Source organism: Paracoccus contaminans (genome assembly GCF_002105555.1).
In the GTDB taxonomy this organism is placed as follows: domain Bacteria; phylum Pseudomonadota; class Alphaproteobacteria; order Rhodobacterales; family Rhodobacteraceae; genus Paracoccus; species Paracoccus contaminans.
Genome location: NZ_CP020612.1, coordinates 213725 through 240457, shown reverse-complemented (window position 1 = coordinate 240457; position 26733 = coordinate 213725). Strand labels below are relative to the sequence as shown.

Here is a 26733-nt window from a genome sequence, read left to right as displayed (position 1 = left end):
ACTTAGCCCCCTGAAGGGGATCAGCGCAACCGGATCAGCCGGGCGGGGCCGCCCAGTCGACGGGCCGCTCGCCCCGCGCGGCCAGCCATGCGTTCACGCGCGAGAACGGGCGCGAGCCGAAAAACCCGCGCCGGGCCGACAGGGGCGAGGGATGGGCGCTGGCGATCACCAGATCCTCGGGGCGCGGCAGCCCGGCCACGGCCTTTTGCGCATGGGCGCCCCACAGCACAAAGGCCAGCGGCCGATGCCGCTGCGCCTCGGCGATGGCCTGGCGGGCCAGTGCGTCCCAGCCGATCCGGGCATGGGCGCCGGCCTGGCCCGGCAGGGTGCTGAGCGCGGTGTTCAGCAGCAGCACCCCCTGGCGCGCCCAGCCGGTCAGATCCCCGTCGGGTGGCCGCGCGCCGGTGTCGGCGGCAAGTTCGGCAAAGATGTTGGCCAGCGATCGCGGCAGGGGAACGCCGGCGCTTACGGAAAATGCCAGCCCGTTGGCGTGGCCGGGCGTGGGATAGGGATCCTGCCCCAGGATCACCACCCGGACCCCGCCGGGGGGCAAAGCCTCCAGCGCGGCAAAGACGCGGGCCGGGCCGGGCAGCCAGAGGGCGCCCGCAAGCCGCTCGCGCAGGCGGGGCCATTGGGCGGCAAAGAAGGGCAGGTGCGCCCAGGCCGGCGGCACGGTCGGGGCGGGCGCGGCGGTCTGGGCAGCGGCAGGCCCGGCAGGGGCGGGGGCCATGGTCAAGGGGCCGGGGCGCCGGTGATCGCCGACAGGCGGGCAAGACGATCCCGCGCAGCGCCCGAATCGATCGATTCGCGGGCAAGCGCCGCCCCCTCGCGCAGGTCGGGGACCGCCCCCGCCACCACCAGCGCCCCCGCCGCGTTCAGCACCACCGCATCGCGATAGGCCCCCGGCGCGCCGTCCAGCAGCGCCCGCAGCGCGGCGGCGTTATAGGCGGGATCGCCGCCCACGATCTGTTCGAACGGGTGGACCGGCAGGCCGGCATCCTCGGGAGAAACCTCGAATTCGGTCACTTCGCCGGCGCGCAGCTGGGCGACGCGGCTGGGGGCGGATATGGACAGCTCGTCCGTGCCGTCCCCCCCATGGACCAGCCAGGCCGCGACCGAGCCGAGGTCGCGCAGCGTCTCGGCCATCGGGCGCAGCCATTCGGGCGCAAAGGCGCCGGTCAGCTGGCGCGTGACGCCCGCCGGATTGGTCAGCGGCCCCAGGATGTTGAAGATGGTGCGCGTGCCCAGTTCGGCCCGCGCCGGGCCGACATGGCGCATCGCCGGATGATGCATCGGCCCCATCATGAAACAGATGCCCGCCGCATCCAGCGCCTGCTGCGCCGTTGCCGGGCCGCCCATCACGTCGATGCCAAGATGGGTCAGCGCATCCGCGCTGCCCGATTTCGATGACAGGTTGCGGTTGCCGTGCTTGGCGACGGGCACCCCCGCTCCCGCGACGACAAAGGCCGCGGCGGTCGAGATGTTCAGCGTGCCCTTGCCGTCCCCCCCCGTCCCCACGATGTCGATGGCGCCATCGGGGGCGTTGATGCGCGTCATGCGGGCGCGCATGACCCGTGCGGCGGCGACGGTTTCGTCCACCGTCTCGCCGCGCACGCGCATGGCCATCAGCAGCCCGCCGATCTGCGCCGGCGTCGCCTTGCCGTCGAACAGCGCGGCAAAGGCGGCCTCGGCCTCGGCCCCGGTCAGCGGGCGGACGGCGGCCAGCCCGATCAGCGGGCGGATGTCGGTTGCAGGCCCGCTCATGCCGCAGCCCTTCCGGGGCCGGTGCAGCGGCGCAGAAAGTTCGCGATCATCGCATGCCCGTGTTCCGAACGGATGCTTTCGGGGTGGAACTGCACCCCCTCGACCGGCAGGGTGCGGTGGGCAAGGCCCATGATCGTCCCGTCCGCGGCGGTGGCGGTCACGCGCAGGCAGCCCGGCAGGCTTTCCGGCGCGACCGTCAGCGAATGATAGCGCGTCGCCCGGATCGGCGAGGGCAGGCCCGCGAACAGCCCGGTGCCGTCATGCTCGATCATGTCCACCTTGCCATGGACGATGCGGGCGGCGCGCACGATGTGCCCGCCGAAGGCCTCGCCGATGGCCTGGTGGCCAAGGCAGACCCCCATGACCGGCACGCCCGCCCCCGCCGCGGCCCGGATCAGCGGGACGATGATGCCGGCCTGCGCGGGGGCGCAGGGACCGGGAGAGATCAGGATGCCGGCCGGCCGGCGGGCAAGCGCCGCCTCGACGCTGAGCGCATCGTTGCGCACGACCTCGACCGCCGCGCCCGCCGCGCCCAGATAGTGGACGAGGTTCCAGGTGAAGCTGTCATAGTTGTCGATCATCAGGATCGCCGGACCATCGCCCGGAAGGGTGCGGATGGCGGGGCGGTCGGCCCCGGGGGGCAGGGGGATGGCGTTCATCGGCAAGGCTCGCGTGACACGAAGGGCAGCGGTCGGCGCATGGGGGGTGGCCCGCGCTGGCGGCGGGCTATAGATGGTCAGAGGCTGCCCACGGGGTCAACCCTGTTGCCCGCAGGGCAGGCGCGGCACCGCACAGGCAGGAGGACGGCGGCGAGACATGGGGTTCTGGAGCGGACTCGCCCACGGCACGCTGATGAGCGCGGCAACGCTGGCTGCATTGTCGCTGGCCCTGCCGGGCGATCACGCCGCGCATGGCCCGGCCTTTGCGCCGCGTGCGGTGCTGGATGCCCGCGCCGCGAAGGGTGGCGGCGATGCTGCCGCCCCGGCCCCCGGCGCCTCGGCCCCCAACGATGCCCTTTCGGACGGGACGGCAGCCGCGCTGCCTGCCCCGCAGGGCAGGCAGGCGGCCCCGCAGGCGCAGCCCGGTCCCCGCGCTGCCGCGCCCGATTCGCTGCCGCCCCCCGTTGGGTCCGAGTTCCGCAGGGCCGGTAACGATGTCCCCGTCCGGCCAGCGCCGCAGCCCGCGCCCGCGCCCGCGCCCAAGGTCGCGCCACTTCCCGCCCAGGCGCAGGCCGAGGCCGCGCCGACCCGCACCCCCATGCCCGACGGGGCGCCGGCGGAAACCGCCGCGCCCCCCGCTCCGCCGCCGCTGGCGCCCGTGTCCACCGCCTTGCCCGATCCGGTTGCGCTGTCCGATGCCCCGGTAATGCCTTCCCCTGAGCCGCCCGAACGGGTCGTCGTGCCGGCGCCCGATCGCCTGCCGGCGGCGGGCCGTCTTGCAGGGGCGGCCCCGCAAGTGCCCCTTGGCCGGGCCGTTCCTGGCGCCGCCGGGGCGCCCCAGGCCCAGCCCGACGCTGCCCCCCGCCCTGATCGCGGCCCCGATCGCGGCCGTCCCGCGCCCGATCTGTCATTGCCGATGCCGCTGCTGGTGCCCGGCCGCGCATTGCGCCAGCCGCCACTGCTGGCCCAGCCGCCCGCGCGATCCCCCGCGCAGCCCGACCTTAGCGATCTCAGGAACGGAGCCGACTGATGCACCCGCTCAATCCGGCGCTTGCCGCCACCTTCCGCCCCCCGGTCATGGAGGCGCGCCGCTGGCTCGAGGGGTTGGCCTTTTCCCAGGATCGCCCTCTGATCAATGTCAGCCAAGCCGCGCCGGTCGATCCCCCGCCCGAAGGGCTGCGCCAGGCCATTGCCGAGGCGGCGCTCAACCGGCCCGAGGCGCATCTTTACGGCCCCGTGCTGGGCAATGCCGATCTGCGCGAAGCAGTCGCCGCTGAATGGACGCGCGCTTATGGCGGACCCGTCGCGCCGGGCAATGTCGCGATCACCCAGGGGTGCAACCAGGCGTTCTGCGCCGCCGTGGCCACGGTGGCGGGCGCCGGGGACGAGATCGTGATCCCCGTGCCATGGTATTTCAACCACAAGATGTGGCTGGACATGCATGGCATCCGCGCCGTGCCCCTGTCCTGCGGGCAGGGGATGGTGCCCGAGCCGCAGGCGGCTGCCGCGCTGATCACGCCGCGCACGCGCGCCATCGTGCTGGTCAGCCCCAACAACCCCTCGGGCGCCGAATATCCGGCCGAGGTCCTGCGGGGCTTTCTGGATCTGTGCCGCGCGCGGGGCCTGTCGCTGATCGTGGACGAGACCTACCGCGACTTTGATTCGCGCCCCGACGCGCCCCATCAGCTGTTTGCCGACCCCGACTGGGGCGACACGCTGATCCAGCTCTATTCCTTTTCCAAGGCGTTCCGGCTGACCGGCCACCGCGTCGGGGCGCTGGTCGCCAGCCCGGCCCGGCTGGTCGAGGTTGAAAAATTCCTCGACACCGTGGCGATCTGCACCGGCCAGCTGGGGCAGGTCGGGGCGCTATGGGGCATGCGCAACCTTGGCGAATGGCTGGCGGCCGAGCGGGCCGAGATCCTGCGCCGCCGCGCGGCGATGGCCCGCGTGATGGCACAGATGGAGGGCTGGCGGCTGAAAGGCTGCGGGGCCTATTTCGCCTGGGCCGAACACCCCTTCGCCGAAAGTTCGGCCAGCCTTGCGCCGCGCCTGGTGCGCGAGGCAGGCGTGCTGCTGCTGCCCGGCACCATGTTCATGCCCGAGGATGATCCGGCCGGCGCGCGTCATGTGCGCATCGCCTTTGCCAATGCGGACACGGGCGGGATCGAGGCGCTGGGCGCGCGCCTGTCGGCCTTTGGCCGCGCCGCCGCGGGCGACCTTGCCGGCCGGGCGGGCGGGGCCTAAACACGCCGGGCCTGATCGAGGGCAGTGGCAGAACAGACGAAAGGTTCCCCATGACCAGCATGCGCAGCAAGGGCCAGTCCGCCATCGCCTGGATACTGATGGGCATGGTGCTGCTGGGGCTGGGGGGCTTTGGCGTGCGCAACTTTTCGGGCGGGGTGGTCGGCACCATCGGTTCGGTCGGGGACACCACGATCGGCACGTCGGACTATCTGCGCGCGGTGCGGGCCGAAATCCAGAACTTCCGCGCCCAGACCGGCCAGAACATCAGCATCGAGCAGGCCAAGGCGATAGGCGCCCCCCAGGCCGCGCAGGCCCGCCTGTTCGCGGCCGCCGCGCTTGAGGACGAGGCGCGCCAGATCGGCCTGTCGGTCGGCGATGCGGCGGTGCTGCGCCAGCTGACGGGCATACGCGCCTTTCAGGGCCAGAACGGCAGCTTCGACAAGGCGCGCTATGACGACGCGCTGCGGCGCGAAGGGCTGAGCGCGCCCGCCTTTGAACAGGAACTGCGCATGGACGAGGCGCGCGACATCCTGCAGCGCGCGGTGATCGGCGGGGCGGCTGCCCCGGCCACGCTGCGCGAGCGCACCGCCGGCTGGCTGCTGGAAAAGCGCGATCTGTCCTGGACCGAACTGACGGCGGCGCAGCTGAAAAGCCCGGTCGCCATGCCCGACGAAGGCACCCTGGTCGCCTGGCACAAGGCCAATGCGCAACGCTTCACCACGCCCGAGATCCGCAAGATCACCTATGCCTGGCTGACGCCCGAGATGCTGGCGCCCGGCGTGACGCTGGACGAACAGGCGCTGCGCGATCTCTACCAGCAGCGCATCGCCGAGTACCAGCAGCCCGAACGGCGCATGGTCGAGCGGCTGGTCTTTGAAAGCCAGGCCGCCGCCGAGGCGGCCAAGGCGCGGCTGGATGCCGGGCAGGCCAGCTTTGAACAGCTTGCCGCCGAACGCGGCCTGCAGCTTTCCGACATCGACCTGGGCGAGGTGACGCAGGCGCAGCTGGGCACGGCCGGAGCGGCGGTCTTCGCCCTCGGCCAGCCGGGCGTCGTCGGCCCGCTGCCGACCGAATTCGGGCCGGCCCTGATGTCGATGAACGCGATCCTCGAGCCGGTGAACATCCCCTTCGAGCAGGCGCGGACCGAGCTGCGCGCCGAAGCCGCGGCCGACCGCGCCCGGCGCCAGATCGAGGAGCAGGCGCCGCAATTCACCGACCTGATCGCGGGCGGCGCGACGCTTGAGGATCTGCCAAAGGATACGCCCATGAAGCTGGGCAGCATCGATTATTCCGCCGACACGCCCGAACAGGGCATCGCCGCCTATCCGGCCTTCCGCGAACAGGCGCAGTCGGTCACCGACAAGGATTTCCCGCAGGTCCATCCGCTCGATGACGGGGGCATCTTCGTGCTGCGGCTCGATCAGGTGGTGCCGCCCGCGCTGATCCCCTTTGACCAGGTGCGCGAGCGTGTCGCCAAGGACTGGATGGCCGAGGAAACCCGCCGCCAGCTGAAGGCCGCCGCCGAGGAGGAAGCCCTGCGGCTCGGCCCGGCCGCCGACATGGCGCAGCCTGCCGCGGCGCAGAACCCTGCGCCCCAGGCTGGCGCCGCTGCGGGGCAGGGGCCGGGCGCAGAAGCGGCCCCCGCGGCGCCCGCACCGGCCGTTTCGCTGACCGCCGTCAAAGCGGTGGAGCGCGATACCGGCATCGAGGGGGTGCCGGCCGCCGTCACCGCCGCAGCCTTCCGCCTGAAAAAGCCGGGCGAGACAATCGCGGTCGAGGCCGAGGGGCGCGTTTTCCTGATCCGGCTCGATGGGGTGACGCGGGCTGATCTGGCCTCCGCCGATGCCCAGCCGGTGCTCGAGGGGGTGGGCAAGCGCCTGACCGATTCGGTGCAGGGTGATCTGATGGAATCCTATGTCCGCGCGGTGCAGGCAGACCATGGGATCCGGATCGACACGGCCGCCATCGACGCCTCGAACAAGCGGATCCAGTGATGGAGCTGTCGCCTGATTTCGCCGCCTTCGAGCGCGGCTGGGCCGAGGGCCGCAACCAGCTGGTCACGATGCGCCTGGCCGCCGATCTCGACACGCCCGTCAGCCTGATGCTCAAGCTGGCCGAGGCGCAGCCCATGTCCTTCATGCTGGAAAGCGTGACGGGCGGCGAGATCAGGGGCCGCTATTCCATCATCGGGATGAAGCCCGACCTGATCTGGGAATGCCGCGAAGGCAAGGCGCGGATCAACCGGCAGGCCCGCTATTCGGACGGCTTTGCCGATGATGCGCGCCCCGCGCTGGTATCCCTGCGCGCGCTGATCGCCGAAAGCCGGATCGAGATGCCCGAGGGCGTTCCCCCCGCGGCGGCAGGCCTGTTCGGCTATCTGGGCTATGACATGATCCGGCTGGTCGAACGGCTGCCGGGCGGCAACCCTGACCCGATCGGGGTGCCCGATGCGATGCTGATACGCCCCTCGGTGGTGGCGGTGCTGGACGGCGTCAAGGGCGAGGTGACGCTGTGCGCCCCGGCCTGGCACGATGCGGCCATCCCGGCCCGTGCCGCCTATGCCCAGGCTGCCGAGCGGGTGATGGAGGCGCTGCGATCGCTGGACCGCCAGCCGGCCGAGCCGAGGGCGCTGGGCCAGGGCGGCGCCATCGGCGAGCCGCGATCCAACTTCACGCGCGAGGGTTATGTCGCGGCGGTGGAAAGGGCCAAGGACTATATCCGCGCCGGCGACATCTTTCAGGTCGTCCCGTCACAGCGCTGGGCGCTGGATTTTCCGCTGCCGCCCTTTGCGTTGTATCGCTCGTTGCGGCGCACCAACCCCTCGCCCTTCATGTTCTTCCTGAACATGGGCGGGTTTCAGATCGTTGGCGCCAGCCCCGAGATCCTCGTCCGGGTCAGGGGCGGCGAGGTGACGATCCGCCCCATTGCCGGCACCCGCCCGCGCGGCGCCACCCCCGACGAGGACCGGGCCAACGAAGCAAGCCTTCTGGCCGATGAAAAGGAACTGGCCGAGCATCTGATGCTGCTCGATCTGGGCCGCAATGATGTGGGGCGCGTCGCCCGTGTCGGCACCGTGCGCCCGACCGAAGAATTCATCATCGAGCGTTATTCCCACGTCATGCATATCGTGTCGAACGTCGTGGGCACGCTGTCCGAGGATCAGGATGCGCTGTCGGCGCTGCTGGCGGGGATGCCGGCGGGAACGGTATCGGGCGCGCCCAAGGTGCGCGCGATGGAAATCATCGACGAGCTGGAGCCTGAAAAGCGCGGCATCTATGGCGGCGCCATCGGCTATTTCGCCGCCAATGGCGAGATGGACATGTGCATCGCGCTGCGCACGGGGGTCGTCAAGGACGGCACGCTGTATGTCCAGGCCGGAGGGGGCGTCGTCTATGACAGCGATCCCGAGGCCGAGTTCATGGAATGCGTGCACAAGTCCAGGGCAATGATCCGCGCGGCCGAGGGGGCCGGCCGCTTCGTGCGGGGCAACGGCTAGCGCCGCGCGTGGGCCGGCCCGCTGGCGGCGGGGAACCAGCCCCGCCCCGCCGCTGTTTCCCCTGCATGACAAGGGAGACAGCGATGATGACCGAGAAAGCCCCCGCCAGCCCCTCGCAACCGGCCCAGCCGCACAACGCTCAGTCGGGCGAAAAGCATGACGCGGCGCCGCAGGGCAACCAATCCTCGTTGCAGAATGAATATCGAGGCGAGGCATCCCGCGATGGCATCCCGGCAAACGGGACGGCCCCGACCGCGGCACGCGGCCCCGATGATGTCGGCGCCTGACCTGCTGAGAAGGAGCACCGGAAATGAGCAATGGCCTTCCCATTGACCGCACGCGCTATAACCCCGTGCAGGACGTCACCCCGGACGAGGCGGAACGCAACAAGCGCCTGATGGGCCAGAACAGGGCGCATCAGCACGACCAACCGACCGGCGCCCCGCCCGCTGCCGAAAAGGAAGCGGACATCCCCGACCCGGACAAGGCGTCGGCCTGACGCCCCAGGCATTTTCAGCGCCGCCGGTCATGCCGGCGTCGTTTTTCGTGGGCCGGCCGGTTCTGGCCCAGCAGGTATGGCATCAGCGCGTCAAACGCGGGCAGGGCCAGCATCGTCGACGATCCGTTCAGATGCGGGCGGGGCGCTCGAAACCGGATGAGGCCCGCGAAAAAACGCGCTGCCGGGCAGGCCATCGCCGCCCTGCATGCCAGGCGATAAAGCGCAGAGACCTGCCCCGCCCCGTGATCAACAGGGGCAGAAGGCCGATGAGCGGCCGGGCACGGGCGGCCGGGCCATTCCCATCAAGCTCGGGCGCAGCCACATCTGCACCTGGCACGTCGGCCCGCGCCAGGATCGTGAACAGACTGGCGCCCCGCACCGGCTGAAGGGGGGCAAAGCCGCTATTGCGGCAAGCCCATGCCCGAACGGCCCCGCAGCGCCCAGCGGCCTTGGGGGAGCAGCGGCATCAATCGCTGCCGCGATACGGCTCGACATATTGCAGCGCCATATCCCAGGGGAAAAAGATCCAGGTGTCCTGGCTGACCTCGGTGATATAGGTCTGGACGATCGGCTGGCCCTTGGGCTTGGCATAGACGGTGGCGAAATGCGCCTTGGGGAAAAGCTGGCGCACCAGTTCGAGCGTGCGCCCGCTGTCCACCAGATCATCCACGACCAGCACACCCTCGCCATCCCCCATCATCCCGGCATCGGGGGATTTGAGAACCTGAAGCTCGCCCTGGATGCCCTTGTCGCCGTCGCCGCGATAGGACTTGACCGAGATCGTGTCGATGACGCGGATGTCCAGCTCGCGCGCCACGATCATCGCGGGGACCATGCCGCCGCGGGTGATCGCCACCACCGCCCGCCATTCGCCGCCCCCCGCGGGCGCGGTGTCCTGCAACCGCCAGGCCAGGGCGCGGGCGTCCCGGTGCAGCTGGTCCCAGCTTACGTGAAAGCCGCGTTCATGGGGCAGGCGGTCGGATAGGGGGCGGGCCATGGGCAAACCTTTGACTGTCAGTGGCGGATCATCAGCGCCAGCCCTAGCGCACCGATCAGCGCCCCGGCAATGCGGTCGATCCAGGTCTTTGCCGCGCCGTACCGGCGGCGCACCGGCGCGGTCGCCATCAATGCCGTAATGGCCGCATAGAACGACAGCTCGACCGACAGCGCGACCAGATAGATCACCAGGCTGGCGCCGCCCTGCAGGGCAGGAAAGACCGACAGGATCACGCTGCCATAGAACAGCGCCGGCTTGGGATTGGACAGGTTCAACGCCATGCCCTGCACAAAGCCGGGGCCGGCGGTGGTCCTCTCGTCCATGCCCGGCGGCTCGGCGGCGTGGCGGATCATCTGGACGGCGATCCAGACCAGATAGGCGCCGCCGATCACCTTGAGGGCGGTGTAAAGCTGCGGGACCATGCGGAACAGCACCGTCAGCCCCAGCACCGCGAAAAGGCACCACAGCGAGGCGCCGAAGGCCAGCCCCATCGCATAAGGCATCGACGCCCGCGGCCCCCGCGCCGCCGCCGACTTGGCGGCGGCGATGATCGCCGGGCCGGGCGAGATGATCGCCCCTGCCAGCGTGCCGACGAACAGGGCAAGCTGGGGCAGGGTGATGCCGGTCAAGCCCGCTTACTCGGCCGCCTTGCGGTTGGTCACGGCGTCGATGTCGGGCGCATCCACCGCCTTCATGCCGACAACGTGATAGCCTGCGTCGACGTGGTGCGTCTCGCCGGTGACGCCCGAGCCCAGATCGGACAGCAGATACAGCGCCGAACGGCCCACATCCTCGGTCGTGACGTTTCGGCGCAGCGGAGAGTTCAGCTCGTTCCACTTCATGATATAGCGGAAATCGCCGATGCCCGAGGCGGCAAGCGTCTTGATCGGCCCGGCCGAGATGGCGTTCACGCGGATGCCGTCCTTGCCCAGATCCTCGGCCAGATAGCGCACCGACGCCTCGAGCGCGGCCTTGGCGATGCCCATGACGTTGTAATGCGGCATCACCCGCTCGGCCCCGTAATAGGTCAGCGTCAGCATGCTGCCGCCATTCGTCATCATCGCCGCCGCCTGCCGGGCCACGGCTGTGAACGAGAACACCGAAATGTCCATCGTCATCAGGAAATTCTCGCGGCTGGTATCGACATAGCGGCCGCGCAGCTCATCCTTGTTGGAAAAGCCGATCGCGTGGACAAGAAAGTCAAGCCCGCCCCAGCGGTCCTTCAACGCGGCGAACAGCGCATCGACCGAAGCGGCATCGGTCACGTCGCATGGCAGCACGATGTCCGACCCAAGCTGCGCGGCCAGCGGCTCGACCCGCTTTCTCAGCGCCTCGCCCTGATAGGAAAACGCCAGCGAGGCGCCATGATCGGCCAGCGTCCGGGCGATTCCCCAGGCAATCGACTTGTCGTTCGCCAGCCCCATGATCAGGCCGCGTTTCCCCGTCATCAGACCGGCAGCATCGCGCTCGCTTGACATGAGTCATCCCCAGAGAGTTCAACTTCCGCGAGGATTATGCCAAAGCCGTGAGGGCATCAAGATGAGCGACCGCGACGGAATATTTGCCGGGGATGACCCTTTCGCGCTGGCGCGGGCCTGGCTGGACGAGGCTGGCGCGACCGAGCCGAACGATCCCAACGCCATGGCGCTGGCGACGGTGGACGCGGCCGGCATGCCCGACGTGCGGATGGTGCTGCTCAAGGACATCGAGCCGGGGCCGCAGGGCGCCTTCGTGTTCTACACCAACTATGACAGCGACAAGGGCCGGCAGATTGCCGAAACGGGCGTCGCCGCGCTCGTGCTGCACTGGAAATCGCTGCGCCGGCAGATCCGCGTCCGCGGGCTGGTCCGGCGCGAGGATGACGGCAGGGCGGATGCCTATTATGCCAGCCGTGCCCTGCAATCACGCATCGGCGCCTGGGCGAGCCGGCAGAGCCGCCCGCTGGAAAGCCGCGCCGCCCTTGTCGAGGCGGTGCAGCAGCAGGAACGCCTCCACGGGGACGATCCGGCGCGCCCGCCATTCTGGGGGGGCTTTGCCATCACGCCCCTGCACATCGAATTCTGGGCCGACGGCGCCTTCCGGCTGCATGACAGATTCGCCTGGACGCGGGCGCAGCCTCACGAATCGTGGTCGGTATCCCGGCTTTATCCCTGACAAGGACTTGAACTCTGCGCGGCTTTCGGAGCAGTTAGGGACGGTTGCCTCTTGGGGCAGATGCGGGGCGCGTGAAGCCTGTCCCCGCTTGTAACCGTTGACCTTGGTATAATTGTTTGCTCGTCTGGCTGCTTGGCGTGCGCGACCCCGTTCGTGCGCCGGCTACCAAAAGGAATGACATGAGCGGCAGCATCCCCGAGGTCACGGTGACCGTAAAGGGCGTGATCAAGTGGTTCGATTCGGTCAAGGGCTTCGGCTTTCTGGCCGATTCCGCCGGTAGTGCGGATGTTCTGCTGCATGCCAACGTGTTGCGGAACTTCGGTCAAGGTTCTGTTGTCGAGGGCGCGCGGGTCGAGCTGCGGGCCATTCACACCCCGCGCGGCCGGCAGGCGGTCGAGATCCTCTCGATCCTGCCCCCCGATCAGGAAAATGCGGCGCCGATCCCGGATCTGTCGCAGGTCGCGGGTGACAGGCTGGCGCTTCTGCCGCTGCTTCCGGCGCGGGTGAAGTGGTTCGACAAGGGCAAGGGTTTCGGCTTTGCCACCATCTTCGGCCAGAAGGGCGACGTGTTCCTGCATGTGCAGGTGCTGCGCTATTGCGGCTTTGCCGACCTGATCCCCGGTGAAGGGGTCGCGCTGCGCGTCGTGGACGGCCCGCGCGGGGCGATCGCGGCGCAGGTGCTTGCCTGGGAACGCGCCGCCGGTGCGGCCCCCGAGGGGGAGGCAGCCGGCTCTGCGCCATCCGATCCTGGCCGCAAGGGCCCCGAGGCGGCAGGGCCTGCCCAGCGCGGCCCCGGCCAGTGCGACAAGCCCGGCTGCGCAGGGCCGGACCGCGGCAGGGCAGAGGATTGCGACAGGACGCTCAGATCCGTGGCGCCCAGGTCAGTCGTGATCCGATGAGGGGGCGCATCATCCTGGGGGCATGGGCCGTGCTGGCGGCGCTGGTGCCGCCCGGGGCGCGGGCGCTGGACATGGCCTGCGACCCGGCCACCGCGCAGATCGTCACCCCTGAGGGCAAGGTCATCAACCTTGCGGTCGAGATCGCCGACGATTTCGATGAGCGCGCCCATGGGCTGATGGGGCGCAAATCGCTGGCTCCGATGTCGGGGATGCTGTTCGTCTATGAGACGCCGCGTCCGGCAAGCTTCTGGATGAAGAACACGCTGATTTCGCTCGACATGCTGTTCTTTGATGCGGCCGGGGTGCTGCGCAGCGTCCACCCGCAGGCACGACCGCTGGATCTGACCCCGATCGCCGGGGCCGAACCGGGCGATCCCCATCCCGAGCGGCTGCTGGTTCTGGAAATCGCCGGGGGCGAGGCGGCGCGGCTGGGAATCGGGCCGGGCGCAAGGCTTGCCCATCCGGCCGTGCCGCAGGACGGTGCCGCGCTGCCCTGCCGCTGAGCCGAGGCGACGCTTTCATCTTTCGCCCCGCCGCGCGGCAGGTTAGAAGACCCCCGGTCCGGGGCGTGGCGCAGTCTGGTAGCGCGACGGTTTTGGGTACCGTAGGCCGGAGGTTCGAATCCTCTCGCCCCGACCAATATCCTGATGCCCGCCGCAGGGCTGCATGGCGAGTGCGGCTGCGGCGCATGCCGATCACCCCATCGCTTGCGGATATCGGCGGCAGGATCGCGCCCCTGCAAAAGCCCTGCTCATCCCATCCCTGAACATGGCGGCAGCAGCGCAAAGCGGGCCTTTGCCATACGCCGTTGCCGATCGCCGGCAGGGCCGCCCCTAGCCTGGCTGGCCTTCGGCGAAGGATGATATCGGCGGGATCGGCCCATCCCCCAAGGCGTCTTCCGCCCGGACCAACCACAACTTCATTGCACTGACACAGCGTTGAAACCCTTGGGCCACATACCGGTGTCACTAGGGCGGCGCTTGATCAACCTCAGCCGGAATATCCTTATGCATCAGATCGTTGTCGGCGCCGCACTGGCGCTTGACGGTATTCGCCAGCACCGCGACTGGCTGTTCGAGGCCCAGCGCGACATCGAGCTGCAGGATTTCTTCACCGCCGAGGTTCTGAACGGCGACTGGCGCCCCCATGCCGCCGAGATCCGCGCGGCGCTGGACGGGCATGGCGGCCGGCTGGGCATCCACGGGCCGTTCTGGGGCTTTTCCACCGCCTCGCGGGATCCCGACATCCGCGCGCTGGTCGCGCGGCGGATGGAACAGGGGCTGGATGTCTGCGCCGCCCTGGGCGCCACGCAGATGGTCATCCATTCGCCCTATACCACCTGGGATCATCGCAACATGGACATGCCGCCCCAGCCTTATCGCGGCATGATCACCCACTTCGCCCATGACACCCTGGGCGCCGCCGTCCGCCGCGCCGAGGCCGAGGGCGTGACGCTGGTGATGGAAAACATCGAGGACATGATCCCCGCCGACCGCCGTGCTCTGGTGGACAGCTTCGGCTCGGACGCGATCAGGCTGTCGGTCGATACGGGCCATGCGCATTTCGCCCATGTCACCCATGGCGCGCCGGCGGTCGATTACTTCATCGCCGATGCCGGGGCGCAGCTGCACCATGTCCATCTGCAGGATGTCGATGGCTATGCCGATCGCCACTGGTCCGTGGGGCAGGGCACGATCTGCTGGGACGCGGTGTTCCGCGCCATCGCCGCCTGCGGCCCCCAGGTCCGCGCCGTGCTGGAGCTGCGCGACAAGGCCCTGATCCCCGCATCCATGCGCTTCATCACCGAACGCGGGCTGGCCCGCTGACCCCTTCCTGACCGGAGATTTCACCATGCTGATGACCCGCCGCAGCGCATTGCTGGCCGGTGCCGCCGCCACCGGCAGCCTGATCCTGCCCCGCTTTGCCATCGCGCAGGCCGACCGCCCGTCGATCACCGTCGCCGTGCAGAAGATTTCCAACTCGAACACGCTGGACGTGCTGCGCGAGCAGTCCAACGTGGGCGAGCGGATCTTCTTCACCTCGCTGTGGGAAAGCCTGATCGGCCGCGACTGGCACAACCAGCTGGGCATGCGGCCGCTGCTTGCCACCGAATGGAAGCGGATCGACGATTCCACGGTCGAGCTGAAGCTGCGCGAGGGCGTCAGGTTCCACAACGGCGACGAACTGACGGCCGAGGACGTGGTCTTCACCTTCTCGCGCGAGCGGATGTTCGGCGACACCCAGCCCAAGAACCGGACGACCATCAAGGCGTTCGAACAGATCCCGACCCCCAAGGCCGGCAAGGAGCTGCCGCCCGAGGTGGTCGCCGTGTCGCGCCGCGCCTGGCCCGATCTTGCCCGCGTCGAGGCGGTGGACAAATATACGGTCCGCTTCTTCAACGCCATGCCGGACGTGACGATGGAAGGCCGCCTGCTGCGCTATGGCAGCGACATCATGTCCCGCCGCGGCTGGGAGGAATCGGCCAGCTATCTGGACTGGGCGCGCAAGCCGGTCACGACCGGCCCCTACATGGTGGGCGAATTCGTCCCCGACAGCAGCCTGACGCTGCTCTCTCATGACGATTACTGGGGCGGCCTGCCGCCGCTCAAACAGATCCGCTTCGTCGAGGTGCCCGAGGTCGCAAGCCGCATCAACGGCCTGCTGTCGGGCGAATACCAGTTCGCCTGCGACATCCCCCCGGACCTGATCGGCGAGGTGGAAAAGAACGCCGGCTTCGAGGTTCAGGGCGGCACTGTCGCCAACCACCGCCTGACCGTCTTCGACAAGAACCATGCCCAGCTGGCCGATCCGCGCGTGCGCCGGGCCATGACCCATTCCATCGATCGCCAGGCGATCGTGGACAGCCTGTGGGCGGGGCGCACCACCATCCCGGCCGGGCTGCAGTGGCCCTTCTATGGCGACATGTTCGTCGAGGGCTGGACCGTCCCCGAGTTCAATCCCGAACTGGCCGCCTCGCTGCTGAAGGAGGCGGGCTACAAGGGCGATCCCATCCCCTATCGGCTGCTGAACAACTACTACACCAACCAGAACGCGACCGCGCAGGTGCTGGTCGAGATGTGGAAGGCCGTCGGCCTGAACGTGCAGATCGAAAGCAAGGAAAACTGGGCGCAGATCATGGAGGCCGGCCCGACCCGCGCCGTCCGCGACTGGTCGAACTCGGCCCCCTTCAACGATCCGGTGTCCTCGATCGTCGCCCAGCATGGCCCCAACGGCCAGCAGCAGCAGATCGGCGAATGGACCAATGCCGAGATGAACCAGCTGTGCGAGGTGCTGGAAACCTCGGTCGATCACGACAAGCGCAAGAAGGCCTTTGCCCGCATGCTTGAGATCTGCGAGCGCGAGGATCCCGCCTATACGGTGCTGCACCAGAACGCGACCTTCACCGCCAAGCCCGCCTCGATCAAGTGGAAGGCCGTGCCGGCCTTTGCCCTTGATTTCGGGCCGGGCAACTTTGCGCTGTGACCGGGCCGCTGATCCGTCTTGAAGGGCTCAGCGTCGATTTCGACGGGGCGCCGGCGCTGTCGGGCATCGACCTTGAGGTGATGCCCGGCGAGATCCTGGGCCTGGTCGGTGAAAGCGGCTCGGGCAAGTCGGTGACATGGCTGGCGGTGCTGCGCCTGTTGCCGGCCCATGCGCGGATCGGCGGGCGCGCCCTGATGGAGGGGCGCGACCTGCTGGCCCTGCCGCTGCCCGCCATCGAGCGGCTGCGCGGCGGCCGCATCGGGCTGATCTCGCAGGATCCGACCAGCGCCCTCAACCCGGTGCTGACGATCCGCCGCCAGATCGCCGAGGCGCTGGTTCTGCATCGCGGCCTGTCGGGCCGGGCGATCGAGGCGGAATCGCTGCGCCTGCTGGATCTCGTGGGTATTCCCGCCCCGCGCGCCCGGCTGGCCAGCTATCCGCATGAGCTGTCGGGCGGGCAGAACCAGCGGGTGATGATCGCCATGGCGCTGGCCGGCCAGCCCGACCTGCTGGTCGCGGACGAGCCGACCACCGCGCTGGACGTGACGATCCAGGCGCAGATCCTTGACCTTCTGGTCGATCTGCGGCGCGAACTGGGCATGGCGATCGTGCTGATTTCGCACGATCTGGGCGTGATTGCGCAGACCTGCGACCGGGTGGCGGTGATGTATGCCGGCCGCCTGGTCGAAACCGCCCCGGCCGAGCCGCTGTTCGACGGCCCGCGCCACCCTTATACGCGCGGGCTGCTGGCCGCGCTGCCTACGCTTGAGGGGCGGGGGCGGCTGGTCAGCATTCCGGGCCGCGTGCCCGACCCGCGCCACCTGCCGCCCGGATGCAGCTTTGCGCCGCGTTGCGCCTGGCGGCTGGCCGCCTGCGACGACGCGCCCCCGCCGCTGCGCCGGCAGGGCGCAAACCATCACGCCGCCTGCATCCGCGCGGCCGAATTCGGCCCCGCCGCCGCACGCATCCCTGCGGCCGCTTCCCTGCCCGAAAGAGAGCCGGCATGACCCCGCTGCTGACGCTTGAGGATATCCACCGCGTCTATGCCAGCCGCGGCGGGATGTGGCGCAGGCCCGACATGGTTCGGGCCGTGGCCGGGGTGTCGCTGTCGCTGGCGCCGGGCGAGACGCTGGGCATCGTCGGGGAAAGCGGGTCGGGCAAGTCCACGCTGGGCCGCGTCGCGCTGGGGTTCGAACCGCCCGACCGGGGCAGGGTGCAGTTCGCGGGCGCGCCCATGCCCGCCCCCCGCACCCCCGCATGGCGGGCGCTGCGCCGGCGCGCGCAGATGATCTATCAGGATCCCCTTGGCGCGCTGGACCGCCGCCTGCCGGTGCTGGACCAGGTGGCCGAGCCGCTGGTCATCCACGGCCCCGCAGCCGAGGCCGCCGAGCGCGCCCGCGCCATGCTGGCGCAGGTCGGGCTGTCGCCCGAACAGGCGCTGCGCTATCCGCATGAGCTGTCGGGCGGGCAGCGCCAGCGCGTCGTGATCGCCCGCGCCCTGATGACCAAGCCCGACCTGCTGGTCTGCGACGAGCCGGTCTCGGCGCTGGACGTGTCGATCCAGGCGCAGGTGGTCAATCTGCTGGCCGACCTGCAGGCGGCGCGCAATCTGGCGATGGTATTCATCAGCCACGACCTGCGCGTTGTCCGTCAGGTGTCGCAGCGGGTCGCGATCATGTATCTGGGCCAGATCGTCGAGGATGGCCCCGCAGCCGAACTGATGGCCGACCCCCAGCACCCTTATGCCCGCGCGCTGGTGTCGGCCGCCCCGGTGCCGGGGGCGGGCGCCACGCGGCGCGCCCAGCGGATCGTGCTCAAGGGCGAGCCGCCCAACCCCGCGGCGCGGCCCTCGGGCTGCGCCTTCCACCCGCGCTGCCCGCTGGTGATGGAGCGCTGCCGCAGCGATGCGCCCGTGCTGGCTGCGATCACCCCAGGCCGCCGGGCGGCCTGTCACCTGCTGGGCGGCGGCGGGGCCGGGCGCGACATGTCCCACGGCGCCCCTGCCGGACGAAAGGCGGCCTGACAATGCTGAAATATGCCGCGATACGCGCCCTGCGCGCCTTTGTCACCGTGGCGCTGGTCGTGACCTTTGCCTTTGTCGTGCTGCGGATGTCCGGGGATCCCTCGGTCATCATCCTCGGCCCCGATGCCCCCCCGGACGCCATCGCGCGGTTCCGCAAGGAATGGGGCCTCGATCAGCCGATCTGGGTGCAATATGTCGATTACGTCCGCGCCATCCTGCGGGGCGATCTGGGCATTTCCATGCGGGACGGCCGCCCCGCGATCGAACTGGTGGCCGAGCGGATCCCGGCCACGCTGGCGCTGACCTTGCCGGCGCTGCTGCTCAAGCTGGCGCTGGGGATTCCGGCGGGCGTACTGGCGGCGCTGAACCGCGGCACCGGGCTGGACCGTCTGGTGATGGTGGCATCGGTGCTGGGCTTTTCGATCCCCGGCTTCGTGCTGGCGCTGTGGCTGGTGCTGCTGTTTTCGGTGACGCTGGGCTGGCTGCCCTCGGGCGGACAGGACAGCTGGCGCCACGCCATCCTGCCGGTGGTGACACTGGGGCTGGGCGGCGCGGCGGCGCTGGCGCGGTTCACCCGCTCGGCGATGCTCGAGGTGCTGGGCCGGCCGTTCATCCGCACCGCCTCGGCCAAGGGCCTGCCCTGGCGATCGGTCGTGGTGGGCCATGCCCTGCCCAATGCGGCGATCCCCACGGTCACGCTGATCGGCTTTCTGGTCGGCTCGCTGATCGCGGGGGCGGTGGTGGTGGAAAGCGTCTTTTCCTGGCCCGGCGTCGGCCGCCTGCTGGTGGTCGCCGTATCCAACCGCGATCTTGCGGTGGTGCAGTGCATCCTGCTGCTGGTCGCCGCGACCATGGTCACCTCCAACCTGATCGTCGATTTCCTTTATGGCGCGCTGGATCCCCGGCTGCGCAGCGCCGAGGCCCATGGATGAGCGACCTGTCTGCCCCAACCCCGCCCCCCGTGCCCACCCTCGCGCCCGTTCCCTCGGCTGCGCCCGCCGCGGCAGCCCTGGCCCGCCCGCGCCGCGCGATGCCGCTGTTCATCAGGCTGGCGGTCGGCTTTGTGGTGCTGATGATCGCCGTGGCGCTGCTGGCGCCGGTGATCGCGCCCTATAATTATACCGCCATGGACCTGAAATACCGCATGACGCCGCCCTTTCACGCCTGGGCGCACCCGCTGGGCACGGACGAGCTGGGCCGGGACGTGCTCTCCCGCCTGATCGTGTCGATCCGCGTATCCTTGCTGATCGCCTTTGGCGCCACGCTGATTTCCGCGACGCTGGGAACCGTGCTGGGCTTTCTGTCGGCACATTTCCGCGGCTGGGTGGAACAGGCGGTGCTGGTGCTGGCCGATTTTCAGGCGGCGATGCCCTTCCTGATCCTGGCCCTGGCCGTCTTGGCATTCTTTGGCAATGCGCTGACGCTGCTGGTTGGTCTGATCGGCCTTTATGGCTGGGAACGCTATGCCCGGATTTCCCGCGGCCTTGCGATTTCCGCCAGCGCGCAGGGCTATGCCGCGGCGGTCGTCCAGCTGGGCGCGCGTCCGGGGCGCGTCTATGCGCGCCATATTCTGCCCAATATCGCCTCGACGCTGATCGTTTCGATGACGCTGGTCTTCCCCGAGGTAATCTTGCTGGAATCGGGCCTGTCCTTTCTGGGCCTGGGGGTGCAGCCGCCGATGACCAGCCTGGGCAACATGGTCGGCTTTGGCCGCGACTATATCACACGGGCCCCGTGGATCGTGCTGGCGCCCTCGGCCGTGATCGTGCTGACCACGCTGTCGGTGTCGCTGATCGGCGACTGGCTGCGCGACCGCCTTGATCCGACGCTGCGGTAGCGGGGCCGCGCGGGCCTTGCAGAACCGGCGCAACCTGCCGCGGTGGGGCATGGATCGGGTGGCCAGGGGCCAGGGATGCGGCCGCCGCCCCGCGCCATGCGGCCGTTCAGCGCCCGCTCGGCCCCGGCGGTGCCGACGCTTGCGCGGGGGCGATCTCGGCCAAGGTGGGACGGGCCTTGGCCTCAGCCGTTGTCGCGCTGCCAGATCCAGTCGTGGTCGGGGTGGTTCTGGAACCGCCATGCCCGCCGCGGGCCGGCCATGACGTTAAGGTAATACATCTCGTATCCATAGGGCGCGCCGACCGGGTGGTGCCCGCGCGGGACCAGCACCACGTCGCCGTCGCTGACGGCCATCGTCTCGTCAAGGCTGCCATCCTCGGTGAACACCCGCTGGATGCCATAGCCCTGGCGGGGGTTCAGGCGGTGGTAATAGGTTTCCTCCAGATAGGTCATGCGGGGAAAGTCGTCCTCGTCATGGCGGTGCGGGGGGTAGGAGGACCAGTTGCCCTGCGGGGTGAACACCTCGGTCACCAAGAGGCTGTCGCACCAGTCCTGCGCCTCCATGGCGATATTGTTGATATGGCGGGTGTTCGCCCCGGTGCCGCGCTGCGTGAGTTCGATCCCGTCCGGGCCGATGCGGCGGGGCGGGTGGCCGCCGTGGCCGGGGGCGGAACAGACGGCAATGGTGCAGTCCGTCACCGCCTCGGCCCGCCAGTCGGTGCCGTCCGGCAGATACAGGCAGTGCGGCGCGGTCTTTTCGAACACGTCCATCCGATCGCCCAGCACGCCCCAGTCGCGGCCCGCGCCGGTCAAGCGGGCCTTGCCCTCGACCATGACGATGATGACCTCGCGCGCGGCCGTGGGGGCGGCTGCGGCCTGGCCAGCGGCCAGCCGCCACAGATCGAACCCGACATAGCCCCAGCCGGCGCTTTCGGGGGTGATGGCGTGGACATGGCCCCCAGGGGCGAGGGGTTTGCGCAGCAGGGTCATCGTTTCCTCCGCATCAGGAACAGCGCGGCGAGGGCATAAAGCCCTGCCGCCGCGAACATCAGCGCCCAGCCGGGCGCACCGGTCCGCGCCTCGACCCCCGCCCAGGCCAGCGGCAGCGCCACGGTCAGCAGGCGCACCCACAGGGGGCGGAAGAACGGGTGGTCCGGGTCGATCAGCATCAGACGAGGCCTGCCTCCGCCGCCATCCGGCGCAGGGCGCGGTTGCCCATGCCCTGGTATTCCAGCGGATTGCGCAGGGCGCTGTCCTGTTCGGCCTCGATCACCAGCCAGCCCTGATAGCCCGCATCGGCTGCCGCTTTCAGCACCGGGGGGAAATCGACGCAGCCCTCGGGGTCGCCCGGAACGGTGAAGACCCCGCGCCGCACCCCTTCGAGGAAGGACAGCCCTTCGGCCCGCACCTGTTCCATCACCGGGCGGCGGATGTTCTTGGCGTGGATGTGGGTCACGCGGTCCATGTATCTGCGCGCCATCGCCGCCGGATCGCCGCCGCCGAACAGGCAGTGCCCGGTGTCCAGCAACAGCCGCGTGTCCGGCCCGGCCATGTCCATGAAACGGTCGATGTCGGCCGGGCTTTCGATGATCGTGCCCATGTGGTGGTGATAGCCCATCACCGCGCCCTGTTCGCGCGCAAAGCGGGACAGTTCCTCATACCCGGTGCTGAAGCGGTCCCATTCGGCATCCGACATGACGGGGCGGTCATTGACCGCCACCGCGTCGTTGCCGTGGACGGTGTTGGAACATTCGCAGGCGTTGATATGGCTGCCGCCGGCGGCGCGGATCATCTCGATCATGCGCATCAGGGCGGCCTTTTCGGTGTCGATGTCATTCGTCAGCAGGTTCGTCGAATGCCAGGCCCCGACAAAGCGCAGGCCGTAGCCGCCCAGCCGCGCCTTGAGCGCCGCGCCGTCGTCGGGCATCAGGTGCCCTTTTTCGATGCCGTCAAAGCCGATCTGCCGGCAGTCGGACAGGCAGTCGTCCAGCGTCAGATGCGCGCCGATCGAATGATCGTCGTCATTGGTCCAGGCGATCGGGTTGGTGCCGAAAAGGATCATCGCTGCCTCAGTTCACAAGCTGCTGTTTGGCGGTGTTGGCGTCATAGCCCGCGCGGGCCTCGCGCAGGCGGTCGGTTGCCCCGACCTGCGGGACAGCCACGTCCCACCAGCCGCCGCCGATGCTGGCGCCGGTTTCCGCCTCGGTGTCGATGACGATGACGGTGGGCACGTCGCGGCTGCGCGCGGCGGCGATCTCGCGTTCCAGCGCGGCGATGCCGTCCGCCTTGACGGCGTGCGCGCCCATGCTGGCCGCATGGGCTACAAAGTCGATCTGCGGCTGCACCGCGATGTTGCTGGTTGCGTACATGTTGTTGAACTCGGCCCCGCCGCATTCCTGCTGCAGGCGGTTGATGCAGCCGTAACCGCGGTTGTCGGTCAGCACGACGGTGAAGGGCACGCGCATCATCACGGCCGTCGCCAGTTCGCTGTTGGCCATCATGTAGCTGCCATCGCCGACCATGCAGACGACATGCGCCGCGGGGCGCGCCATGGCGATGCCGAGGGCACCCGCGATCTCGTATCCCATGCAGGAATAGCCGTATTCCATGTGATAGCCGCCGGGTGCGGCGCGCCACAGCACCTGCAGCGCGCCGGGCATGGTGCCGGCGGCGCACATGACGACGGTATCAGGCCCCGCCTGACGCTGCACCGCGCCGATGACCTGTGCGTCGGATGGCAGGCCCGCCTGGCCGGGCGCGGCGGTGGCGCGGTCCGACAGGGCAAACCACGCCGCACGCGGGGCTGGGTGTGGTTCTGCAAAGCGGTGATCGCCCAGCGCGGCGCCAAGCCGGTCCAGCGCCACCAGCGCGTCGGCCACCAGCGGCACCGCGCCGTGCTTCATCCCGTCATAGCCGGTGACGTTGACCGAGATCAGCTTGCGGCCCTCATTGGCAAAGGCCGTCCATGATCCGGTGGTGAAGTCCTGAAAGCGCGTCCCGATCCCCAGGATGACATCGGCAGCCGCGACCAGCGCATTGCCTGCATCCGTCCCGGTGACGCCGGGCGAGCCGTGGTTGAGCGGATCGCTCCAGTCCACCGCGCCCTTGCCGGCCTGCGTTTCCACGATGGGGATGCGGTGGGTGCGGGCGAAATCGGCCAGCCGCGCCTCGGCCCCGGAATAGATCACGCCGCCCCCCGCCACGATCACGGGGCGCTGCCCGGCGCGCAGCAGGGCCGCGACCTCGGCCAGTTCCGCCGCATCGGGTTCGGGGCGGCGGATGCGCCAGGTGCGGGGGGCAAAGAACGCCTCGGGCCAGTCATGGGCCTCGGCCTGCACGTCCTGGCAGAAGGCCAGCACCACCGGGCCGCAATCACAATCGTTTTTCCGCGAAGCCTTACGCATGTCTGACAGCAGTCTGTCCGCTCTGATCCTGTCCCTGGTCCCAGGCGACGGCTCCTCCATCGGGAATGGTGCGATGATGGCGCTGCTGCGCGAGCGTGTGCCGGGCCTGACCGATGACGACTACGTCGCCGCGCGTGATGCGTTGGTCGATGACGGGCTTCTTGCGCGCGGCCGTGGGCGGGGCGGGTCGATCATGCGGGTGGTCGATGCTGACGAGGATGAGGAGGACGGCGAGGACGCCTGGGACGAGGATGCCGACGACGAGGAAGGGTTCGAGCTGACGCCGACCGACGAGCCTGCGCCGCGGCAGCGTGCCGCCTCTCGCGGGAAGAAGGTCGCGCGCAAGTCGAACGGCCCTACGCAGGTTCTCAGCTACCGCCACGGCGAGACGCGGGTCAACAACCCTGAGGTGGGCATGGTCCATGCCGGCACCGATCCGGATGGCGAGAAGACGGTCTGGGCCTATGACCCGCATCTCGACCCGGTGCTCAACTTCGACAGCGCACGGGCGGGGATCGAGAAGCTGATCGACGATGCGCTGGCCAGCGGCGATCCGGAGCGAATGAAGGACGCGCTGCAGGAGCTGAAGCGGCTGCAGGCGCCTTACCTCAACTGGACGGGCAAGGCGGAGCGGACGAGCGTCGAGGTCGATACCGTCTCGCTCCATGTCCATGAACGGGTGGACCCGGCGACGATCCTCGCCAACGCGGCCAAGCGGCTGAAGGGCAAGGACGGCGCGGCGCAGTGGCAGCAGCCTGACCTGTTCGCCGCGCCGTTCGAGAACCTGCCGCTGCGCCAGGCGCTGGATTTCTACCACCACGAGAAGGGCTGGTCGAACCGGCTGGTGGCGGGCGACAGCCTCCTGGTGATGAACTCGCTCCTGACCAAGGAGAGCATGGGCGGCAAGGTTCAGATGATCTACATCGATCCGCCCTACGGCATCAAATACGGGTCGAACTTCCAGCCCTTCACGAACAAGCGCGACGTGAAGGACCGCTCGGACGACGACCTCACCCAGGAACCCGAGATGATCAAGGCATTCCGGGACGCCTGGGAACTCGGTATCCACTCCTATCTCACCTATCTGCGCGATCGGCTCATGCTGGCGCGTGAGCTACTTAGCGATAGTGGATCCGTGTTCGTGCAGATCGGGGAAGAGAATTGCCACTTGGTGCGCGATATATTGGATGAAGTTTTTGGCGGTGAAAATTTTGTATCTCAGATCATTTTCACAAAAACATCGAGTGCAACTTCAGAGAATCTCTCCGGAACTTACGACCTCATCCTCTTTTATGCGAAAGATAAGCCCAACTTGAAGTTTCGCCAACCGTATGTGTTGAAAGAGGTCGGTGGAACCGGAGGCGCGGCCTATAAAAAGGTACGTCTTCCGAACCTGGCGGAGCGTCCAATTCTCAAGGAGGAATTGCAGGATCCAGTGAAACTTGAAAATGGCGCGCGTGTATTTCGAATAGACAACCTTACCAGCCAAGGCGCAGGCAGAGACAAAGGAGAGGGCGCTGCGTCCTGGTTTCCAGTTGATTTCCAAGGAGCCACGCTTCGGCCATCTGAGAAGGTCCGCTGGAAGACCAACGAAATCGGCATGGAGCGGCTTTTGAAAGCAGGTCGCCTGAGCGCCACAAGTTCCGGACTCTATTACGTCCGATACTTTGATGATTTCGCAGCATTCAAAGAAGACAACATGTGGGCTGATACCGGTATCGCCGGCTTTGCTTCCGAGAAGCGCTACGTGGTGGAAACGTCCGAGAAGGTCGTCGAGCGCTGCATGATCATGGCCACCGACCCGGGCGATCTCGTGCTGGATCCGACGTGTGGCTCAGGCACGACTGCGGCCGTCGCCGAGAAATGGGGAAGACGATGGATCACGTGTGACACCTCGCGCGTGGCGATTACGCTCGCCAAGCAAAGGCTGATGACTGCGAGTTTCGACTACTACGCCCTGCGGTATCCGCATGAGGGGCTGAAAGGTGGTTTCGATTACGACACCGTGCCGCACATCATGCTCAAGAACATTGTTACTAACCCCGACATCGACACGATCTTCGACGACGATCACCCGAAAATCACGGCGGCGCTGGAGGGCCTCAACACCGCACTGGCCGCCGCCCCGACGAAGCCGCTCAAGCCCGCGCAGGGCGCGCGCAAGGGCAAGCCGGTGGACTTCGCCAAGGGCGACACCCTGCACGAATGGGAAGTGCCCTTCGATTGGCCGGACGATTGGCCCGAGGCTGCCCGCGCGCCCTTCGATGCCTTCCACGCCGCCCGGCAGGCGATGCAGCGCCGCATGGACCAGTCCATCGCCGACCATGCCGAGCAGGAAACGCTCTACGACAAGCCGCGCATCGACAAATCCAAGCTGCGCATCTGCGGGCCCTTCTCAGTCGAGGCGGTGCCGGCGCCGACCGTCCTGTCGCTGGACGAGAGCATGCCGCCGCAGGAAGCCGACGAGACCGTCGCCCGCTCCGGCGAGACCTCGCGCCAGGCGCTGTGGCGCGATGAACTGCTCAAGACCGGCGTGCGCGGCAAGGGCGGCGCCATGCTCCGCTTCGCCGAGTTCGAGACGCTGCCGGGGCTGAAATACATCCACGCCAGTGGGTCGCTCGCCGATACGGGCGAGCGCGTCGTCGTCAGCTTCGGCCCCGAGCACGCAGCGCTGGAGCAGCGGCAGGTGGAACTGGCCCTGACCGAGGCCGAGACCCTGCGCCCGTCGCCGAAATTCATCCTGTTCTGCGCCTTCACCTTCGACCCGGAGGCCGCGAAAGACATTGACGAGGTGAACTGGCCCGGCGTCACGCTGCTCAAGGCGCAGATGAACACCGACCTCTTGACCGAGGATCTCAAGAAGAAGCGTTCCTCGAACCAGTCCTTCTGGCTGATGGGCCAGCCGGACGTGGAGCTGCGCAAGCGCAAGGACGGGATGTGGGAGGTCGAGGTGAACGGCTTCGACTATTTCGATCCGCGCAAGGGCGATCTGGTGTCGGGCGGCAAGACGCAGATCGCGATGTGGTCGCTGGATACCGACTACGACAACCGCTCGCTGATGCCGCATCAGGTGTTCTTCCCGATGGCGGATGCGAAGGGCGGCTGGAACCGCCTGCGCAGGACGGTGCGCGCCGAGCTGGACGAGGACCTGTTGGAACAGTTCCACGGCACCGTCTCGCTGCCGTTCGAGGCGGGCGAGAACAGCCGGATCGCGGTCAAGATCGTGGACGACCGCGGGATCGAGTCGCTCAAGATCATGCCGCTCGAGGGATAGG

At 68.7% G+C, this 26733-nt stretch carries 25 protein-coding genes, 1 tRNA gene and 1 pseudogene; 17 read left to right on the top strand and 10 right to left on the bottom strand.

Annotated elements, in window-relative coordinates; translation table 11 throughout:
- Positions 1-34 precede the first annotated feature (34 nt).
- The 3 genes from B0A89_RS01155 to B0A89_RS01145 are packed head-to-tail and all read right to left on the bottom strand — an operon-like array spanning position 35 to position 2345.
- Positions 35-730 carry a uracil-DNA glycosylase gene (locus B0A89_RS01155; RefSeq protein ID WP_085376570.1) on the bottom strand — a complete coding sequence of 232 codons (696 nt, stop codon included), beginning with the start codon at positions 728-730 and terminating at the stop codon, positions 35-37.
- 2 nt (positions 731-732) lie between these two features.
- The gene (trpD, locus tag B0A89_RS01150) at positions 733-1764 is read right to left on the bottom strand and encodes an anthranilate phosphoribosyltransferase (RefSeq protein ID WP_085376569.1); all 1032 of its coding nucleotides are present in this window, start codon (positions 1762-1764) and stop codon (positions 733-735) included.
- Positions 1761-2345, bottom strand: a complete 585-nt coding sequence (locus tag B0A89_RS01145) for an anthranilate synthase component II (RefSeq protein WP_240558714.1) — start codon at positions 2343-2345, stop codon at positions 1761-1763. Before B0A89_RS01145 ends, trpD begins: the two co-directional genes overlap by 4 nt.
- Positions 2346-2580: 235 nt before the next feature.
- Here B0A89_RS01145 and B0A89_RS01140 point away from each other — a divergent pair, with 235 nt between their 5' ends.
- The 6 genes from B0A89_RS01140 (at position 2581) to B0A89_RS01115 (ending at position 8662) form a co-directional block, all read left to right on the top strand.
- Positions 2581-3453: a hypothetical protein gene (locus B0A89_RS01140; protein WP_085376567.1), complete on the top strand. Its 873-nt coding sequence runs from the start codon at positions 2581-2583 to the stop codon at positions 3451-3453.
- Positions 3450-4667: an aminotransferase gene (locus B0A89_RS01135; RefSeq protein WP_169712183.1), complete on the top strand. Its 1218-nt coding sequence runs from the start codon at positions 3450-3452 to the stop codon at positions 4665-4667. Before B0A89_RS01140 ends, B0A89_RS01135 begins: the two co-directional genes overlap by 4 nt.
- A 50-nt stretch (positions 4668-4717) precedes the next feature.
- Complete coding sequence (locus B0A89_RS01130) at positions 4718-6661, top strand: peptidylprolyl isomerase (RefSeq protein ID WP_240558585.1); 1944 nt, start codon at positions 4718-4720, stop codon at positions 6659-6661.
- Entirely contained in the window at positions 6661-8163 is a 1503-nt protein-coding gene (gene trpE / locus B0A89_RS01125) for an anthranilate synthase component I (protein WP_085376565.1), read from the top strand. The genes B0A89_RS01130 and trpE overlap by 1 nt, the downstream gene beginning before the upstream one ends.
- 83 nt (positions 8164-8246) lie before the next feature.
- The gene (locus B0A89_RS01120) at positions 8247-8450 is read left to right on the top strand and encodes a hypothetical protein (RefSeq protein ID WP_085376564.1); all 204 of its coding nucleotides are present in this window, start codon (positions 8247-8249) and stop codon (positions 8448-8450) included.
- 23 nt (positions 8451-8473) lie between these two features.
- Positions 8474-8662, top strand: a complete 189-nt coding sequence (locus B0A89_RS01115) for a hypothetical protein (protein ID WP_085376563.1) — start codon at positions 8474-8476, stop codon at positions 8660-8662.
- A gap of 466 nt (positions 8663-9128) precedes the next feature.
- On the opposite strand, the gene gpt is transcribed toward B0A89_RS01115, so the two are convergent.
- From gpt to fabI, 3 genes are read right to left on the bottom strand one after another with little or no spacing between them, the layout of a single operon-like run.
- Positions 9129-9659 carry a xanthine phosphoribosyltransferase gene (gene gpt, locus B0A89_RS01105; RefSeq protein WP_085376561.1) on the bottom strand — a complete coding sequence of 177 codons (531 nt, stop codon included), beginning with the start codon at positions 9657-9659 and terminating at the stop codon, positions 9129-9131.
- Positions 9660-9676: 17 nt separating this feature from the next.
- Positions 9677-10288, bottom strand: a complete 612-nt coding sequence (locus tag B0A89_RS01100) for a LysE family translocator (protein ID WP_240558584.1) — start codon at positions 10286-10288, stop codon at positions 9677-9679.
- A gap of 6 nt (positions 10289-10294) precedes the next feature.
- Entirely contained in the window at positions 10295-11107 is an 813-nt protein-coding gene (fabI, locus tag B0A89_RS01095) for an enoyl-ACP reductase FabI (RefSeq protein ID WP_420814401.1), read from the bottom strand.
- Between the two features lie 91 nt (positions 11108-11198).
- Between fabI and pdxH the strand changes: the two genes are divergently transcribed.
- From pdxH to B0A89_RS01045, 10 genes are all read left to right on the top strand, one after another.
- Positions 11199-11813 (top strand): pyridoxamine 5'-phosphate oxidase, encoded by a 615-nt coding sequence (pdxH, locus tag B0A89_RS01090; protein ID WP_085376559.1) that lies wholly within the window; start codon positions 11199-11201, stop codon positions 11811-11813.
- 179 nt (positions 11814-11992) lie between these two features.
- Positions 11993-12712, top strand: coding sequence for a cold-shock protein (locus tag B0A89_RS01085; protein ID WP_085376558.1), 720 nt, complete (start codon positions 11993-11995; stop codon positions 12710-12712).
- Positions 12709-13215: a DUF192 domain-containing protein gene (locus tag B0A89_RS01080; RefSeq protein WP_085376557.1), complete on the top strand. Its 507-nt coding sequence runs from the start codon at positions 12709-12711 to the stop codon at positions 13213-13215. The genes B0A89_RS01085 and B0A89_RS01080 overlap by 4 nt, the downstream gene beginning before the upstream one ends.
- A 59-nt stretch (positions 13216-13274) precedes the next feature.
- A tRNA-Pro gene (locus tag B0A89_RS01075) sits at positions 13275-13351 on the top strand.
- Between the two features lie 368 nt (positions 13352-13719).
- Entirely contained in the window at positions 13720-14538 is an 819-nt protein-coding gene (locus B0A89_RS01070; protein WP_085376556.1) for a sugar phosphate isomerase/epimerase family protein, read from the top strand.
- Positions 14539-14563: 25 nt separating this feature from the next.
- Positions 14564-16195: an ABC transporter substrate-binding protein gene (locus B0A89_RS01065; RefSeq protein ID WP_085376555.1), complete on the top strand. Its 1632-nt coding sequence runs from the start codon at positions 14564-14566 to the stop codon at positions 16193-16195.
- Positions 16192-17202, top strand: coding sequence for an ABC transporter ATP-binding protein (locus B0A89_RS01060; RefSeq protein ID WP_085376554.1), 1011 nt, complete (start codon positions 16192-16194; stop codon positions 17200-17202). The genes B0A89_RS01065 and B0A89_RS01060 overlap by 4 nt, the downstream gene beginning before the upstream one ends.
- The gene (locus B0A89_RS01055; protein ID WP_085376553.1) at positions 17199-18218 is read left to right on the top strand and encodes an ABC transporter ATP-binding protein; all 1020 of its coding nucleotides are present in this window, start codon (positions 17199-17201) and stop codon (positions 18216-18218) included. The genes B0A89_RS01060 and B0A89_RS01055 overlap by 4 nt, the downstream gene beginning before the upstream one ends.
- Positions 18219-18220: 2 nt before the next feature.
- A complete protein-coding gene (locus tag B0A89_RS01050; RefSeq protein WP_085376552.1) occupies positions 18221-19150 on the top strand; it encodes an ABC transporter permease in 930 nt (309 codons plus the stop codon).
- Positions 19147-20055, top strand: a complete 909-nt coding sequence (locus B0A89_RS01045) for an ABC transporter permease (RefSeq protein WP_085376551.1) — start codon at positions 19147-19149, stop codon at positions 20053-20055. Before B0A89_RS01050 ends, B0A89_RS01045 begins: the two co-directional genes overlap by 4 nt.
- A gap of 182 nt (positions 20056-20237) precedes the next feature.
- Here the strand turns inward: B0A89_RS01045 and iolB are convergent, their stop codons facing one another.
- The 4 genes and pseudogenes from iolB to B0A89_RS01025 all read right to left on the bottom strand — a co-directional run.
- Positions 20238-21044 (bottom strand): 5-deoxy-glucuronate isomerase, encoded by an 807-nt coding sequence (iolB, locus tag B0A89_RS01040; RefSeq protein WP_085376550.1) that lies wholly within the window; start codon positions 21042-21044, stop codon positions 20238-20240.
- Entirely contained in the window at positions 21041-21223 is a 183-nt protein-coding gene (locus tag B0A89_RS01035; RefSeq protein WP_085376549.1) for a hypothetical protein, read from the bottom strand. Before B0A89_RS01035 ends, iolB begins: the two co-directional genes overlap by 4 nt.
- Positions 21223-22116, bottom strand: a complete 894-nt coding sequence (gene iolE / locus B0A89_RS01030; RefSeq protein ID WP_085376548.1) for a myo-inosose-2 dehydratase — start codon at positions 22114-22116, stop codon at positions 21223-21225. The genes B0A89_RS01035 and iolE overlap by 1 nt, the downstream gene beginning before the upstream one ends.
- Positions 22117-22123: 7 nt before the next feature.
- Positions 22124-23491 (bottom strand): annotated as a pseudogene (locus B0A89_RS01025) (thiamine pyrophosphate-dependent enzyme); the annotation flags it as partial.
- Between B0A89_RS01025 and B0A89_RS01020 the strand changes: the two are divergent.
- On the top strand, positions 23457-26732 hold the full coding sequence (locus B0A89_RS01020) for a site-specific DNA-methyltransferase (protein ID WP_085376547.1): 3276 nt from the start codon (positions 23457-23459) through the stop codon (positions 26730-26732). The pseudogene B0A89_RS01025 and the gene B0A89_RS01020 sit on opposite strands and share 35 nt — an antisense overlap.
- Position 26733 lies beyond the last annotated feature (1 nt).